We start from the raw sequence: 15,140 nt of genomic DNA, 5'->3' as shown, positions 1-15,140 counted from the left end.
GCTTTGGTCCTCAAGCATAGCCCAAGGGCCGGCCCCCACGCGCCCAGGGTCAACACAATGGCGCCAACTCACTCGGGCTGGGTGACCTGGGCCAGTTCCTGCCTGGACACTCGCCCGTCCTGATTGCTGTCCACCGCCTCAAAATTGGCCAGCAGACCCGGAATGACCTTGGCCTCGGCCGGGGTCAACTGGCCGTCCTGGTTGGTGTCGGCCTTGTCAAACGCTGCCAGTAAACCCTTGGCAGCCGCTGACGGGCTGGCTGTGGCCGGTGTGGCAACGTCCATGGGTTGCGCCCACAACGCAGCGGTGGTGCTAAGGAGGGCCAGCGCTACCGTGGCAGAACGCAGGGGATGGGATTTGGCTGTCATACAAGAGCTCCGATTCAAGTGGATAGACACCCCATTGGAGCGCCCACCAGCTTCAGCAACAAGGCTTTTTGCCTGCTGTTACCCCGCCTAGCGCCTGCTTACCTCAGACGGATTTGCTTACCTTTTGGCGTTCTGGGGGCACGCCGTGGTTTGCCAGGTGCGGCCAGCGTGCAAACCAGCACTGGGTATCATGAACAACCTCGAACCCAAGGAGCAGCCCATGGCACTGATGGACTTCATCAAGAAACAGTTTCTGGACGTCATCGCCTGGACGGAAGCGGAAGACGGCACCCTGGCCTGGCGTTACCCGATGGCAGACCAGGAGATCCAGAACGGTGCGGTGCTGGTGGTGCGTGACTCCCAGTTGGCGCTGTTTGTCAACGAAGGCCAGGTGGCCGATGTGTTTGGCCCTGGCAGCCACACACTCAGCACCCAGACGCTGCCGCTGCTGACCAATCTGCAGCACTGGGACAAGCTGTTGGCCTCGCCGTTCAAGAGTGATGTCTACTTTTTCAGCAGCCGCCAGCAGCTCGACCAGAAGTGGGGTACTCCCCAGGCCATCACCATCCGTGACGCCGACTTTGGTGCGGTGCGCCTGCGCGCCTTTGGCAACTACAGCTACCGCGTGGCCGACGCCAAACTGTTTCACACCCAAGTGTCCGGCACCCGGGAACACTACAGCACGCAAGACATCGAGGGGCAGTTGCGTGGCCTGGTGTTACAGAACATCAGCACGGCGGTGGCCAGCAGCGGCATTGCTTTTCTGGATCTGGCAGCCAACCAGGGCCTGTTTTCGCAAGCGCTGACCCAGCAACTGGCGCCAGAGTTTGCCAAGCTGGGCCTGCAGCTGGAGAGCCTCACGCTGCAAAACCTGTCCTTGCCTGAGGACCTGCAAAAGGTGCTGGACCAGAAAATCGGCATGGGCATGGTGGGCCATGACATGGGGCAGTTTTTGCAGTATCAGACGGCACAGGCCATGACGCAGTTGGCCAACAGTGGGGCTGTTGGCACCAGTCTGGCCGCCGAAGGCATGGGTCTGGGCGCGGGTATGGCGCTGGGCCAGGTGCTGGCGCAAAACCTCGCGGCCAGCCAACCCAAGCCGGGCGCTGACGTGAACGCAGACGCGCTGATGGCCACCTTGGACAAACTCGCCGACCTGTGCGCCCGGGGCGTTCTGACGGCTGACGAGTTTGCGGCGAAGAAGGCTGAGTTGTTGAAAAAACTGGTGTGAGCTGTTGCCCAGGCGCCTAAAACACCGTCACCTGCCGGATGGCCAGTGCAAACGGCCCGGCTTTACCGTCGGCCACCATCCAGCCAAGCTGACACACCCGCTCGGGCTGCAGCCGGGGCGCACGCGGCACCAGCTGCCCACGCAAGGTGGGCCGCATGCTCGCCACCAGCACCGTGATCTCGCTCCAGCTGTCAACCGCTGGTTGAAAGCTGGCCTGGTAACTCATGCCGTCAAAGCTGGTCTCGGTGCGCACGCTGAACTTGTAGGACCGGCCGTCACCCCGCACCGTCAGGCCATAACCCGCCACACCCTGCCGCGCCAAGGCCCGCGTGCTGGCCCGCACCGAGGCGAAACCACCCTGATTCTGCAGCGACACCACCCCCTCGAACACCGCCCAGCCGGCCTCATCAAAACGCAGGCGGCTGCTGGACAAGCCACCCATCACCCGGTCATCGATCGGCTGCCAGGGGGCGCAGGCCGCTACAGTATCGAACCTCAGAACATTGACCATGATGCGCCATTGTGAGCGCATGACGACCCACACCACAACACCCATGAGCAAGGCTTTCACCAAAGAGTCCGATGACAGCAACAACGACGACGAACTGCAGTTGCCGCCGTTGCCACCGGGCGGCAAGAACTACATCACGCCACAGGGTTTTGCCACCCTGCGCGCCGAACTCAGGGAACTGGTCGAGGTGGAGCGCCCGAAGATTGTGGAAGCCGTGCACTGGGCGGCCAAAAATGGTGACCGCTCCGAAAACGGCGACTACCTGTACGGCAAAAAACGCCTGCGCGAGATCGACCGGCGCATCCGTTTCCTGATCAAACGCCTGGAGATCGCGGTGGTGGCCGACCCGGCCGTGCACCACGGCCACACCCAGATCTTTTTTGGCGCGACTGTCATCTATGTGGATGACGAAGGCGTCGAGCGCAGCGTGAAGATTGTCGGCATCGACGAGGCCAACAGCGCCGCTGGTGAGGTGAGCTGGGTGTCACCCATTGCGCGCACCCTGCTCAAAGCGTATGAGGGTGATGTGCTCAAGCTGGTCATGCCCGGGCGGGTCAGTGAGGTGGAAGTGCTCAAGGTGAGTTACCCGGCGCCGTGAGGTCTCGCCTGGCCACGATCCGCTGCAGCAGATCAATGCCAAATTGGCCTATAGCCCTTATATAACAAGGGCTTACAGCTACAAAATAGATATTGACTGCGGCGCCATGTACCTCGGCGCCACCCCCCTGTATGGCCAGGTCTTAATCGTCCAGCGCCTGCAAGTTGCGCCCCATGAGCTTGAGCAAGGCCACCAACTGCTGCTGCTGTTCCTGGCTCAGGCCAGCCAGCGCTTTGGCTGAGAGTGCCTTGCGTTGCTGCTGAACCTGTTTGTACAGGGCATGCGCCTGCTCGGTGGGGTAGAGGCGGATCACGCGACGATCTTTCTCGTCGGGCAGAGCTTCCAGCAAGCCGCGTGTTTTTAAGCCAGCAATCAAACGCGCCAATTGCCCCTTGTCACGCCCGGAATGCTGCACCAGTTCACTCTGTGTGGCACCCGGATGGTGGGCAAAAAACCTCAGCGCCTTGCGTTCCATCGGCCCGATGCCTGGGTCGGCCTCGCCGCTGCTGCCCAGATGGCGCGCGCGCAACTGGTGCATCAGTCCGTGCAAGACCTCCAGCACATCGTCTTCGGCTGGCGAAGCCGATTGGTTGACAGTATCAACTTGTTTACTCATAATAGATGACATTATCAACCAAATCGATCTAACCATGCAAACCATCTCCCCCACCCGCCGTATCGAACGCGTCCGCCACGAGCTGCATCTGCGTGACGTCACCGTCACCCGCATCGAGCGCCTGAGCCCGGGCTTTGTGGCCATCACCTTCGGTGGTGAGTCGCTGGCCAACTTTGTCTCGTTGTCCTTTGACGACCACGTGAAGTTCATGGTGACTGACAGCAGCGGCAGCTTGCAGCGGCGCGATTTCACACCGCGCCACTTTGACCTGCAGCGCCGTGAGCTGACCCTGGAGTTCGCGCTGCACGACCACGGTCCGGCCAGCCAGTGGGCACGTGACGCCAAGCTGGGCGACACCGCCGTCATCGGCGGCCCGCGCGGCTCAATGATCATCCCGCTGGACTACGACTGGCATCTGCTGGTGGGTGACGCCTCGGCCCTGCCCGCCATGCATCGCCGCCTGGAGGAGCTGCCAGCGGGGTCACACGCACGGGTCATCGCCCATGTCAACAACAGCGCAGACCAGCGGCAGTTTGCGTCTGCAGCCAGTCTGGATGTGCAATGGGTGCACAGCCACGACGACCTGCTTCGGGCGGTGCGCGAGCTGATCTTGCCCGGCGGCGATGGCTTTGCCTGGGGTGCGGGCGAGGCCAGTGTCATGGCGCAGGTGCGCGATGTGCTGCTGACGCACCAACAGCTACCGCTGGCGTCCACCCGCGTCTCGGCGTACTGGAAGCAAGGCACGGCAAACTACCAAAAGGAAAGTACCCACGGCTGAGGTGTGCAGGAAAGGCCGCAACACGGCAAACACGTGTCCGTGGTTTGCCAACAACCCAGAACCGGGCCGGTCCGTTGTCCAAAACCCTCAGCAGGGCAAATCACCCTGTAGGAACATTGCGTCCAGACAGGGCTTGGGCTAAGCTGACTTCCCAAAAAAGGGAGCCCACAATGATCATACGCAAGGAGACAGCGGCGGACATCGCTGCCATCGAAGAAGTCACCATCGCGGCCTTTCAGACGCTGGCCATCAGCCAGCACACCGAACAGTTTGTGATCCAGGCCCTGCGCCAAGCACGGGTGCTGGCGGTGTCGCTGGTTGCCGAATTTGGGGGGCGGGTGCTGGGTCATGTGGCGTTTTCACCGATCACGCTGTCAGACGGCAGCCCCCACTGGTACAGCCTGGGGCCGATCTCGGTCTGGCCCGAGTACCAGCGCCAGGGTATTGGCAAATCACTGGTCCACGAAGGTTTGTGTACGTTAAAAGCCCTCGGCGCCCGCGGCTGCGCCCTGGTGGGTGACCCCAACTACTACCAGCGTTTTGGTTTCAGGAACCAGCCCCAGCTGGTGTATGAAGGCATCCCCCAGGCATATTTCCTGGTGTTGCCTTTTGTCGAACCCGTCCCCCAGGGCACGGTGGTTTTTCACGAAGGATTTGCCGCCCGCGCTTGATCCAAGTCGCTTGCCAGCGACACACAGATGTCATCAAAATGACATGTCAAACCGTCACACTTGCCAAATAACCGATTTAGGCCCGCATGATCGACACCGCACCCACACCAGACGCCACGCCTGTCCCCGCCGTTTTGCCTGTCCCTGCTAAGACCCGGGTCAAAACCAAAACCATCCCAACGCCGGTGCCGGTGGACACCAGCTGGCTGGACCGCGATCTGAGCCTGCTGGCCTTCAACGCGCGGGTGTTGCAGTGGGCCAAAAAGACTGACGTGCCGCTGCTGGAGCGGCTGCGTTACCTGACCATCGTGTCCTCCAACCTCGATGAATTTTTTGAGGTCCGCGCCGCGCTCTACACCAGCCTGGCCAAGCCCAAGGCCGACCTCAGTGCGATTGACGCCAAGGCCCAGGAGTCCTTGAGTGGTGTGGCCCACATGCTGGTGGAGCAGCAATACGCGCTCTACAACGATGTGCTGATCCCGGCCTTTGCCAAAGAGGGGGTGCGCATCGTCTCCCACAGCGAACGCACACTGGCGCAACGGCGCTGGGTCAAGTCACTGTTCGAGCGTGAGGTGCGCCCGCTGCTGCTGCCGGTCGGGCTGGACCCGTCGCACCCGTTTCCGCAGGTGGCCAACAAATCGCTCAATTTCATCGTGCGCCTGTCGGGCCGTGACGCGTTCGGGCGCGAAAACGAGATCGCCATCGTCAAGGTGCCGCGCAGTCTGCCGCGTTTTATCCGCATGCCCGAGAAACTCTCGGGCAAACGCACCCTGTTTGTGTCGATTTCCAGCGTCATACGCAGCCACCTGGAAGACCTGTTTCCGGGGCGCACCGTGGGCGACTTTTCGCAGTTCCGCGTGACCCGCCATTCCGACCTGTCGGTCGACGAAGAAGATGTGAAAAACCTGCGCACTGCGCTGCGCCAGGGCCTGGTGCACCGCAACTACGGCCAGGCGGTGCGTTTGGAGGTGGCAGCCGGCTGTGCCGAGTCTTTGTCGGACCTGTTGCTGCGCCAATTTGAACTGCCAGCCTCGGCCTTGTACCGGGTGCATGGGCCGGTCAATCTGGTGCGTCTGAACCAGCTGATTGACCTGGTGGACCAGCCCAAGTGGTTGTGGCCACGTTATGAGGCCAGTTTCCCGCACCAGCTGGCACCCAACACCCCGATTTTCGAGCAGTTGCAAAAGGGTGACGTGCTGATTCACCAGCCCTATGAGAGTTTTGACGGTGTGCTGGCCTTTCTGCGCGAGGCGGTGATGGACCCCGACGTGTTGGCGATCAAACAGACCATTTACCGCACCGGCTCGGACTCGGTGCTGATGGAGCTGCTGCGCCAGGCGGTGCAGCGTGGCAAGGAAGTCACGGTGGTGGTGGAACTCAAAGCGCGTTTTGACGAAGAGGCCAACATCAACTGGGCCGAGAAGCTCGAATACATTGGCGCTCAGGTGGTGTACGGCATCGTGGGCCTGAAAACCCATGCCAAGATGCTGCTGGTGTCGCGCCGCGAGGGTCGTGACATCCGCCGGTATGCCCACCTGTCCACCGGCAACTACAACCCCAAAACCGCCCGGCTCTATACCGACCTGAGTTATCTGACGGCCAACGCCAGCCTGACCGCCGACATGGAAACCGTGTTTGGTCTGCTGGCCAACCAGAGCCGCATCCCCAAGCTCAACAAACTGATCCTGGCGCCCTTCCATTTACAACGCAGCCTGATCGAACGCGTTGACAAGGTCGCCAAGGCCGCCGCCAGCGGTGTGGCCGGTCGCATCATCCTCAAGATGAACAGCCTGACCGATGAAAAACTGATGGAGGCGCTGGTGCGTGCCGGTCAGGCCGGGGTCGAGGTGGATCTGATTGTGCGTGGCGCCTGTATGCTGCCCGCGCAGCGCGCCGGTTTCTCCCACAACATCCGGGTGCGCTCGATCATTGGCCGCTTTCTGGAGCACTCACGGGTGTTTTATTTCCAGAGCGGCAACAACGAGTCGCTCTACCTGTCGAGTGCCGACTGGATGAACCGCAACATGCTGCGCCGGGTGGAACTGGCCTGGCCGGTGGAAGACGCGGCCCTGCGCCAGCGCATCATCCACGAATGCCTGACGCTGTACCTGGCCGACGCGGTGGACGCCTGGACGATGGGCGCTGACGGCCAGTACACCCAGCTCCAGACCGGACGGGGCCGTGTGGCGGGCAAGCCCAAGGCGGCCCTCGGTGCACAAGGCAGGTTGATGGCCATTTATTCGTCCAAGCCCTGATGGAATAAGGGAGTATTGCTATGGATTTGGTACTCTGGCGGCATGCCCAGGCCCACGATGCCGAGCCTGGCTGCGACGACTTGTCGCGCCCACTCACCAGCAAGGGGGAAGGCCAGGCGGCACGTGTGGCCAAATGGCTGGACCGCCAGTTGCCTGACAGCACCCGGGTGCTGGTGAGCCCGGCCCGGCGTGCCGAGCAGACCGCCCGCGCGCTGGGACGCAAGTTCAAGTTCCGTGACGAGTTGGCGCCCGAAGCCAGCGCCGATGACGCCCTGGCTTTTATCAAATGGACCACCGAGAACGGCCCGTCGCACAAGGGCGCGGTGCTGCTGGTGGGTCACCAGCCGATGTTCGGGCAAATCGCCGCGCGCCTGCTGGGTGTGGCCGAGTCGGCCTGTGACATGCGCAAAGGGGCGGTCTGGTGGCTGCGCAGCCGCCACCACAACGAGGTGGTGCAGGTGTCCTTGCTCACCGTGATCAGCCCCGACCTGATCTGATCGCTGTAGGTGCTTATTGCACCACCAGCTCAAAACTCCACAACATTTTCTGCCAGGCCAGGTTTTCCTGGCGCAGCAGGTGGGCTGACTGCGGAAAGTCGATGGTCCAGGCTTCGTCGACTGTCAGGGTGAAACGCTGGCGTTTGGCGTTGTAGGCCAGTGTCAGGCCCTGGTCCTGCGGGTCTTGGCGGGCGTGGCACAGGATCACCGCCAAGCGCAGCGCCAGCAGCTGCATCACAAAACCGGGCTCCTCCAACTCGGCATCGAGCTTCTTGAGTTTGCCCCGGTGGCCCAGCACCAAGAGGCCCAGTCGGTGCAACTCGGGCAGGCTGAAACCCACGGTGTCGGCGTTTTCCAGGATGTAGGCGCCGTGTTTGTGGTAATCGCTGTTGGAGATGGCCATGCCCACCTCATGCAAGGTACTGGCCCAGCGCAGCTTGCGCTGCAGGCTGGTGGCCTCGGGTGCATCTGGCGTCACCAGTTGCGCCAGCAGGCGCTCGGCCACTGCAGCCACCCGGGCGGCCTGTTTGGCATCCACCGCAAACTTGTGCGCCAAGCGCTGTACCGAGACATCACGGGCATCGCTGGTCTGGCCCTGGCGCTCAATCATCTCGAGCAACACACCGTGGCGCAAAGCCCCCTGGGCCACCTGCAAGGTGTCGATCTTGAGCAGGTCCATCAAACCACGCAGCACACTCACGCCACCGCCCAGCACCGCACGGCGGTCATCTTTGAGACCAGCCAGTTGCACCAGGTTGGCACTGCCGGCACGCAGCAGGCATTTGACCAGCCAGTGCAGACCTTCGGTGGTGATCTGGCCTTCGGGCCAACCCGCCAGTGCCAGGATGTCGGCCACCGCGCCGACCGTGCCCGAGGCGCCATAAGCGGCGTCCCACTGCTGGCGCGGGTAGTTGCTCAGCGCTTCATCGAGCACCGCCTGGGCCGCGATCTCGGCGCGGTAAAGCGCCTGCTCGGTGAACTCCCCATTGGGGAAATACTTCATCGACCAGGTCACGCTGCCCACCCGGTAAGAGGCAGTGTGCTGGGCCTCGGTGCCGCAGCCCAGCACCAGTTCGGTGGAACGCCCGCCAATGTCGATCACCAGCCGCCGCTCGGCGCTTTGCGGCAGCAGGTGGGCCACACCCTGGTAAATCAGCCGCGCCTCTTCGGTGCCGGCAATCACTTCAATTGGGAAACCCAGCACCTGCTGGCCGCGTTTTAAGAAAACATCGCGGTTTCTGGCCTCGCGCAGGGTCTGGGTGGCCACCGCACGCACCTGGCCCGGCTCAAAACCCGCCAGCCGTTCGGCAAAACGTGCCAAGCAGTCCCAGCCGCGTGTCATGGCTTCGAGCGACAGGTTGCGGTCCTCGTCAAACCCGTTGCCCAGGCGCACGGTTTCCTTGAGGTAATCCACGCGCTGGATCTGGCCATGGTCAAAACGCCCGACTTCGAGCCGAAAACTGTTGGAGCCGAGGTCGATGGCTGCCAGGAATGTGCCGTTGTTCATACCAGGAGTTTACGTTTGTGGCGTGACAGCTATATGTCAAAGCCGTGTCAGGCAGGTGTGACTCGAGGTACACGGACTGTGAGACTTGCCGAGCAGCACTTGCCCACAGCGCTGGGCAAGACCTGTTGGCCACGGTTGTTGGCAGATGCGGCAAATCAATCAACACGTGCGCGGCCGTGTGTGCCATACTGAAAATATACAAATATGATTAAAATTGTTAATAAGTGATAAAATTGCTCGCAGATTGATTTGTTAACCGTCGTGGTCAGCGCCCGTGCAGCCGACTCTTCCCGCAACAAAGACACCCGCTGCCGCTGACTCCCAGTGGCCATCTTTTTCAGAGAGAAACCATCATGCTCAACAATTTCAAAATCGGTGCTCGCCTGTCGGGCGCCTTCCTGACCCTGGTGCTACTGCTCCTGGGCATTGCCTACACCGGCTGGGCTGGCATCGAAAAGATGTTCGCTGGCACGGTCGATATGTACGCCGACAGCGTGGTGCCCATGAACAAAATGAGCACGGTGCAATACCTTGCCATTCGGGATCGCACCCTGGTGATGGACATGTTGCTCAACCCGGACCCCGCCAACATCACCAAACGCGTGGCAGAGATGGCAAAAAATGGCGCCACCATCGACAAGGATTGGAAAGACTTTCTGGCCACCCACCTGGCCCCCGAAGAAAAGGCCCTGGTGGCCGAGGTGGAGCCTGCTCTGGCGGCTTTCCGCAATGAGGGGCTGACGCCGGCCAAACAGGCGCTGCAGGATGGCAAGACCGAGGAAGCACTGGCCATTTACAAGACAAAAATCAGCCCACTGGCACCCAAGTTTTTTGGTCCGCTGGACAAATTGATGGAACTCCAGGTGGCCATGTCCAAGGAAGACATCCAAGTCGCTACCCAGGCCAATACCACCACCACCATCATCATTGCCGCTGCCACTTTGGCGGCCCTGCTGCTGGCCGCGATTTTGGCGGTGGTGATCACCCGTTCGGTCACCCGCCCCATTGGTGAAGCGGTGGTGTTTGCTCAGACAACCGCCAGCGGTGACCTCACCGCACGCATCTTGCACGCCAGTCGCGACGAGGTGGGTGACCTGTTGCAAGCCCTGACGGTCATGCAGAGCAGCCTGGTCCAAGTAGTGAGCGATGTGCGCAGCGGCTCCGAAGGGGTGGCCACGGCCAGCTCCGAAATTGCCGACGCCAACCACGACCTGTCAGCCCGCACCGAGCAACAGGCCAGCGCGCTGGAAGAAACCTCGGCCAGCATGGAAGAGCTGGGCGCCACCGTCAAACAGAATGCCGAATCGGCGCGCACCGCCAACCAGTTGGCCATGAATGCCTCCTCGGTAGCGCAACAAGGTGGTGTGGTGGTCGGCCAGGTGGTGCAGACCATGAAAGGCATCAACGAGTCGTCGCTCAAGATTGCCGACATCATCAGCGTCATTGACGGTATCGCCTTCCAAACCAACATCCTGGCGCTCAACGCCGCGGTAGAGGCGGCCCGTGCCGGTGAACAAGGCCGCGGCTTTGCCGTGGTGGCCTCCGAGGTGCGCTCCCTGGCCGGGCGCAGCGCCGACGCTGCCAAAGAAATCAAGCAACTGATCAACGCCAGTGTGGAACGGGTCGGGCAAGGCAGCATCCTGGTGGACCAAGCTGGTGAAACCATGACCGAGGTGGTCAACAGCATCCGGCGTGTAACCGACATCATGGGTGAGATCAGTGCCGCCAGCACCGAACAATCTTTGGGTGTGGCCCAGGTCGGCGAGGCGGTCACCCACATGGACCAGGCCACCCAGCAGAACGCGGCCTTGGTGGAGCAAATGGCAGCGGCGGCCAGCAGCCTCAAGTCGCAAGCCAAGAACCTGGTGCAGGTGGTTGGCACCTTCAAGTTGGGGGAGGCTGGCCACTACGCACTCAGCGGCTCGTCGCGCCCCGCCTTGGCCTAAACAGCAGGCAGGTCACCCGCGCCAGCATGCACACGCGGGCGTGACCAGCACACCCGCGTGCGCATCACGCCATCAGCCTTGGCGCCCATGGCTTCTCCGATAAAAATAGCATTAAGCCCTTTTCCTATAAGGGCTCAAGCCTGATTTGGCTATGAGTGGCTGCGGCAGCAGCGCGTTGAACACCCAACCCACCAGCAGGATGACCCGCTCGGGCAGCGAGACAAGGTGTTCCTGCCTGTGTCGACGCTGCCTTTGCACAACGGATGCCGCCTGTGCATACGTCACGCAAATGTCATCGATCCTCCATCAAAGCGTCATCACGGTCTCGCAACATCCATGGCAAACCAAGGAGCATGACCATGAGAGAACTACCTAACCCCACATTTGCTTTTTCCCCGGTCTCGTTGCCCAGGGGGTCACTTCATCGACCTGACCTACGCCAGCCTGAACCGTCGCCCCATCTGGTTAAAACTGAGCGCGGTGGTTTGCAGGTATCGTGGGCGCGCCATGCCGACGAGGTGCGCCAAGCCCAGCGTCTGAGGTACCAGGTATTTGCCGATGAAATGGGGGCGCGCCTGAGCACCACGGTGCCCGGCCATGACGTGGACATTTTTGACGCCTACTGTGAGCACCTGCTGGTGCGTGACGAGGCCACCCAGCAGGTGGTGGGCACCTACCGCGTGTTGACACCGGCGCAGGCCAAGCGCATTGGCAGCACCTATAGCGATACCGAATTTGACTTGGTGCGCCTGCGCTCCTTGCGCGAACGCATGGTCGAGCTGGGCCGCAGCTGTGTGCACCCGGAGCACCGCCACGGTGGTGTGATCATGGCGCTGTGGGGTGCGCTGGCCGAATTCATGGTGCGCAACCAGCTCGACACCATGGTCGGTTGCGCCAGCATCCCGATGCTGCACAACGGTGTGGTCAGCGGTGATGTGGCGGCCAGCATCTGGCGCCAGTTGCAGTCCACCCACATGGCGCCGATCGAATTCCATGTGCGCCCGCGCCTTCCCCTGCCGGTGGAGCAGCTCGATGCCAGCCTGCAGGTGGAACCCCCGGCGCTGATCAAAGGTTACTTGCGCCTGGGCGCCAAAGTGCTCGGTGCGCCGGCCTGGGACCCGGACTTCAACACCGCTGACCTGCCGATGTTGATGCGCATCCACGACCTGCCAACGCGTTACCGCAAACACTTTCTGGGCAACTGAGCCGCGTCATCACCTGGGACGCTGCCCACCGAGACGGCAGCGCTCAAGCGGTGGTGCGTAAAGCGGCCACCGCCGCCTGGGTGTCACGTGCCAAGGTCCGGCGGTCCCGACCAAGTGGCCGTTGCGGCTCCCCAAAACAAATCACCGCAGCCAAAGGCGGCGCGCTGAGGGTGCGCCAGATCGACTGCAGCAGCGAGTCGTCCCCGATGTAACACGGCGCCAGACTGGTCTGGCCACTGGCGACGTCCGAGAACTGCAAAGCCACTGGCTGCACCGGTGCGTCGGCCGAGATCGCGGCCTGGAACAAGTTGGCGTGAAACGGCAGCAGCTGCACCCCGTTGCTGGTGGTGCCTTCAGGGAAGATGGTCAGTACTTCGTTGTTTTTCAGGCCTTCGGCCATCTGGTGCACCACCCGCACCGCGTCGCGCGGCGATTCGCGTGTCACAAACAAGGTACCCGCGGCGTCAGCCAGTCGGCCCACCAGCGGCCAGTGGCGCACCTCGGCCTTGGCGACAAAACGGTTCGGGCAGCTCGCCATCAGCACCACCATGTCGAGCCAGGAGATGTGGTTGGCCGCCAGCAGCACCGGGCCATGCACGGGGGCTTGACCTTTTACTTCCAATTCAATAGCCAACAGCCCAAGCAATACAAGGGCCCAAGCCTTGATTCCTTCTTCTTTCTGAGTGGCTGTGTGCCGCGGAAAAGCCCAAGCCACCGTCCACAGACCCCGTGCGATGTGCAGGCCCAGGCGGGTTAACTTCAAGGCGGCAAGAGCAGTTTTCATGGCGTTCATCAGCGGTAAACAGGGAAGTTTGCGTCAAACCCATGTCGGTTTGATGACGTTTTGATGGTGTTGTGTCGCAGACAGGTGTCGCGGCATGTTCATAAAAATGTCACATAGGCTTCCTAAGATTGATCTGCGTCAACGACCACGCAGTTACCTGCGCCTCTTGAACCGTCAGACGGACTCTACCCAACACCGGAAAGAAAACCATGTCCCATTTACCCGAAACCTCACGCCGTCAGGCTCTCAAATTTCTCGCCACCGTCCCGATGTTGCCGCTTGGCGTCTTGTCAGCTGGCTCACTGCTGTCGGGCTGTGCCACCTCAGCAGGCAGCGCTGGCGCCGCATTGAGCACCAGTCCGTTTGCTTCGGCCAGCTTCACCTCGATGCCCGCACCCGGCCTGGCCAACCCGGCCGCCATGGCCACCACCCTGGTGGGGTCGAGCCTGCAGGTGAAGCTGCAAGACGGCAGCAGCCGTAACTACAAGCTGGCGTACAAGCCGTTTTTCATCACCGGTGACCAAGTGCCCGACGGCAAAGGCGGCACGGTGCTGGCCGGTGGTTATGTCGACATCCTGAACCGCCCGATCATCGACCGTTCGGTGCCGGGCAAGGAGCGCCAATTTTTCTCGGACTGCCCGGACGGCACCTCGCTGCTGAAGCTCGATGCACCCAAGGTGCCTGGCATCAAGGGCAAGGCGGTGTTTGCGGTGGTGCAGTTTGAATACACCAACGCCGACCAAAGTGGTGTGGACGCTTACGGCACACTCCCCTCACCGATTGCGGTGCTGACACTCGACCAGGACCAGAGCACCGGCGCCCTGAGCCTGGTGAAGTACCACAACGTCGACACCTCCGAGGCACAAGGTATGTGGATCACCTGCGGCGCCAGCCTGTCGCCCTGGAACACCCATCTGTCGAGTGAAGAGTACGAACCCGACGCACCGTTCATTGCCGACAACAAGCAGTTCAAGGCGTTCAGCAAAAACGTGTTTGGGGATGAAAATGTGGCCAACCCCTACCACTACGGCCACCTGCCTGAAGTCACGGTCAACCCGGACGGCACCGGCACCCTGGTCAAACATTTCTGCCTGGGCCGCATTTCACATGAGCTGGTGCAGGTCATGCCGGACAACCGCACCGTGCTGATGGGTGACGATGCCACCAACGGCGGCCTGTTCCTGTTTGTGGCCGACAAGGAAAAACAACTGTCGGCGGGCACGCTGTATGTGGCCAAGCTGGGTTCTGGCTTCTCGATCAACCCGGCCGATGCGCCGGTCAAGCTGTCCTGGATCAAGCTCGGCCACGCTACCAGTGCCGAGATCGAGAAGCTGGCCAACACCCTCAAGCCGTCTGACATCATGACCGTGCTCAAGGCCGACCCGAAAGACGCCAGCTTCACCAAAATCTTCCACAACGGCGCGGCCAACTGGGTCAAGGTCAAACCCGGCATGGAGAAAGCTGCCGCCTTCCTGGAAACCCATCGCTACGCCGCCCTGGTCGGTGCCAGCCTGTCATTCACCAAGATGGAAGGCACCACCGTCAACATCAAAGACAAGGTGGCCTACTCGGCGCTGCAGAACATCCAGGACTCGATGGTCAAGAATGGCAAGGGCTGGTACGCAGACGGTGGCATCGCGCTGGACAAGGCGCTGGTGGCTGGCGGCATCTTTGCCCATACCTTGACAGGTGGCCAGACCGACCAGAGCGGTGCCGCCATCAAGAGCGACTGGGTGCCAGCGGCTACCCGTGCGCTGCTGATGGGTGAAGACATCAGCCCTGACGCCCTGGGCAACCTGGCCAACCCCGACAAGGTGTCCAACCCCGATAACCTGAAGTTCTCGGAAAAACTGCGCACCCTGTTCATCGGTGAAGACAGCGGCACCCATGTGAACAACTTTGTCTGGGCCTACAACGTCGACACCCAACAACTCAACCGCCTGATGTCGATGCCCGCAGGCGCCGAAGCCACCGGCCTGGGGGTGGTGGACGACCTCAATGGCTGGATGTACATCACCAGCAACTTCCAGCATCCGGGTGACTGGCAACCCAAGTTGCACGGCAAGGTGCAGGCCACACTCGATCCGCTGGTGCGTGCCAACTACAAAAACCGTTTTGGCGCCGCCGTGGGTTACCTGACGGGTGACGCCACCAGCGTCAAGCTGGGTTAAAC

The 15,140-nt window shown here is 61.7% G+C and carries 14 protein-coding genes; 9 read left to right on the top strand and 5 right to left on the bottom strand.

The genetic code is table 11. The features are described from left to right. Positions 1 to 68 precede the first annotated feature (68 nt). Positions 69 to 368, bottom strand: coding sequence for an EF-hand domain-containing protein (locus KKO72_RS17460; RefSeq protein WP_214941901.1), 300 nt, complete (start codon positions 366 to 368; stop codon positions 69 to 71). A 220-nt stretch (positions 369 to 588) separates the two neighbouring features. On the opposite strand from KKO72_RS17460, the gene KKO72_RS17455 reads away from it, so the two are divergent. Then, a complete protein-coding gene (locus tag KKO72_RS17455) occupies positions 589 to 1,599 on the top strand; it encodes an SPFH domain-containing protein (protein WP_214941899.1) in 1,011 nt (336 codons plus the stop codon). A gap of 16 nt (positions 1,600 to 1,615) precedes the next feature. On the opposite strand, the gene KKO72_RS17450 is transcribed toward KKO72_RS17455, so the two are convergent. Next, positions 1,616 to 2,170: a CIA30 family protein gene (locus tag KKO72_RS17450; protein ID WP_214941887.1), complete on the bottom strand. Its 555-nt coding sequence runs from the start codon at positions 2,168 to 2,170 to the stop codon at positions 1,616 to 1,618. Between KKO72_RS17450 and greB the strand changes: the two genes are divergently transcribed. Next, positions 2,154 to 2,708 (top strand): transcription elongation factor GreB, encoded by a 555-nt coding sequence (gene greB / locus KKO72_RS17445; protein ID WP_214941884.1) that lies wholly within the window; start codon positions 2,154 to 2,156, stop codon positions 2,706 to 2,708. The genes KKO72_RS17450 and greB overlap by 17 nt on opposite strands. A 142-nt stretch (positions 2,709 to 2,850) precedes the next feature. Here greB and KKO72_RS17440 read toward each other — a convergent pair whose 3' ends face one another. After that, positions 2,851 to 3,324, bottom strand: a complete 474-nt coding sequence (locus KKO72_RS17440; protein WP_214941881.1) for a MarR family winged helix-turn-helix transcriptional regulator — start codon at positions 3,322 to 3,324, stop codon at positions 2,851 to 2,853. Between the two features lie 34 nt (positions 3,325 to 3,358). Between KKO72_RS17440 and KKO72_RS17435 the strand changes: the two genes are divergently transcribed. From KKO72_RS17435 to KKO72_RS17420, 4 genes are all read left to right on the top strand, one after another. After that, positions 3,359 to 4,102, top strand: coding sequence for a siderophore-interacting protein (locus KKO72_RS17435; RefSeq protein ID WP_214941878.1), 744 nt, complete (start codon positions 3,359 to 3,361; stop codon positions 4,100 to 4,102). Positions 4,103 to 4,272: 170 nt separating this feature from the next. Then, complete coding sequence (locus tag KKO72_RS17430; protein ID WP_214941875.1) at positions 4,273 to 4,773, top strand: GNAT family N-acetyltransferase; 501 nt, start codon at positions 4,273 to 4,275, stop codon at positions 4,771 to 4,773. Positions 4,774 to 4,859: 86 nt separating this feature from the next. Next, the gene (gene ppk1, locus KKO72_RS17425; protein WP_214941872.1) at positions 4,860 to 7,028 is read left to right on the top strand and encodes a polyphosphate kinase 1; all 2,169 of its coding nucleotides are present in this window, start codon (positions 4,860 to 4,862) and stop codon (positions 7,026 to 7,028) included. Between the two features lie 20 nt (positions 7,029 to 7,048). Next, positions 7,049 to 7,525 (top strand): histidine phosphatase family protein, encoded by a 477-nt coding sequence (locus KKO72_RS17420; protein WP_214941869.1) that lies wholly within the window; start codon positions 7,049 to 7,051, stop codon positions 7,523 to 7,525. Positions 7,526 to 7,538: 13 nt separating this feature from the next. Here the strand turns inward: KKO72_RS17420 and ppx are convergent, their stop codons facing one another. Next, a complete protein-coding gene (gene ppx / locus KKO72_RS17415) occupies positions 7,539 to 9,032 on the bottom strand; it encodes an exopolyphosphatase (protein WP_214941866.1) in 1,494 nt (497 codons plus the stop codon). Positions 9,033 to 9,385: 353 nt separating this feature from the next. Here ppx and KKO72_RS21310 point away from each other — a divergent pair, with 353 nt between their 5' ends. Both KKO72_RS21310 and KKO72_RS17405 read left to right on the top strand, forming a co-directional pair. After that, a complete protein-coding gene (locus tag KKO72_RS21310; protein WP_214941863.1) occupies positions 9,386 to 10,978 on the top strand; it encodes a methyl-accepting chemotaxis protein in 1,593 nt (530 codons plus the stop codon). A gap of 359 nt (positions 10,979 to 11,337) precedes the next feature. Continuing rightward, positions 11,338 to 12,183 (top strand): GNAT family N-acetyltransferase, encoded by an 846-nt coding sequence (locus KKO72_RS17405; protein WP_214941860.1) that lies wholly within the window; start codon positions 11,338 to 11,340, stop codon positions 12,181 to 12,183. Between the two features lie 43 nt (positions 12,184 to 12,226). Here KKO72_RS17405 and KKO72_RS17400 read toward each other — a convergent pair whose 3' ends face one another. Continuing rightward, positions 12,227 to 12,967 (bottom strand): 1-acyl-sn-glycerol-3-phosphate acyltransferase, encoded by a 741-nt coding sequence (locus tag KKO72_RS17400; protein ID WP_214941857.1) that lies wholly within the window; start codon positions 12,965 to 12,967, stop codon positions 12,227 to 12,229. Between the two features lie 209 nt (positions 12,968 to 13,176). Here KKO72_RS17400 and KKO72_RS17395 point away from each other — a divergent pair, with 209 nt between their 5' ends. Next, entirely contained in the window at positions 13,177 to 15,138 is a 1,962-nt protein-coding gene (locus KKO72_RS17395; protein ID WP_214941854.1) for a PhoX family phosphatase, read from the top strand. The last annotated feature ends 2 nt before the right edge of the window (positions 15,139 to 15,140 follow it).

It is taken from the genome of Rhodoferax sp. U11-2br (genome assembly GCF_018619435.1).
Lineage (GTDB): Bacteria > Pseudomonadota > Gammaproteobacteria > Burkholderiales > Burkholderiaceae_C > Rhodoferax.
Note: the sequence above shows the minus strand (reverse complement) of the source record. Positions and strands in the feature narration are given on the sequence as shown.

Coding starts and splice junctions, on each gene's coding strand:
- KKO72_RS17460 (WP_214941901.1), bottom strand. CDS start 368: ATGACAGCCAAATCCCATCCCCTGCGTTCTGCCACGGTAGCGCTGGCC.
- KKO72_RS17455 (WP_214941899.1), top strand. CDS start 589: ATGGCACTGATGGACTTCATCAAGAAACAGTTTCTGGACGTCATCGCC.
- greB (WP_214941884.1), top strand. CDS start 2,154: ATGAGCAAGGCTTTCACCAAAGAGTCCGATGACAGCAACAACGACGAC.
- KKO72_RS17440 (WP_214941881.1), bottom strand. CDS start 3,324: ATGAGTAAACAAGTTGATACTGTCAACCAATCGGCTTCGCCAGCCGAA.
- KKO72_RS17435 (WP_214941878.1), top strand. CDS start 3,359: ATGCAAACCATCTCCCCCACCCGCCGTATCGAACGCGTCCGCCACGAG.
- KKO72_RS17430 (WP_214941875.1), top strand. CDS start 4,273: ATGATCATACGCAAGGAGACAGCGGCGGACATCGCTGCCATCGAAGAA.
- ppk1 (WP_214941872.1), top strand. CDS start 4,860: ATGATCGACACCGCACCCACACCAGACGCCACGCCTGTCCCCGCCGTT.
- KKO72_RS17420 (WP_214941869.1), top strand. CDS start 7,049: ATGGATTTGGTACTCTGGCGGCATGCCCAGGCCCACGATGCCGAGCCT.
- ppx (WP_214941866.1), bottom strand. CDS start 9,032: ATGAACAACGGCACATTCCTGGCAGCCATCGACCTCGGCTCCAACAGT.
- KKO72_RS21310 (WP_214941863.1), top strand. CDS start 9,386: ATGCTCAACAATTTCAAAATCGGTGCTCGCCTGTCGGGCGCCTTCCTG.
- KKO72_RS17405 (WP_214941860.1), top strand. CDS start 11,338: ATGAGAGAACTACCTAACCCCACATTTGCTTTTTCCCCGGTCTCGTTG.
- KKO72_RS17400 (WP_214941857.1), bottom strand. CDS start 12,967: ATGAAAACTGCTCTTGCCGCCTTGAAGTTAACCCGCCTGGGCCTGCAC.
- KKO72_RS17395 (WP_214941854.1), top strand. CDS start 13,177: ATGTCCCATTTACCCGAAACCTCACGCCGTCAGGCTCTCAAATTTCTC.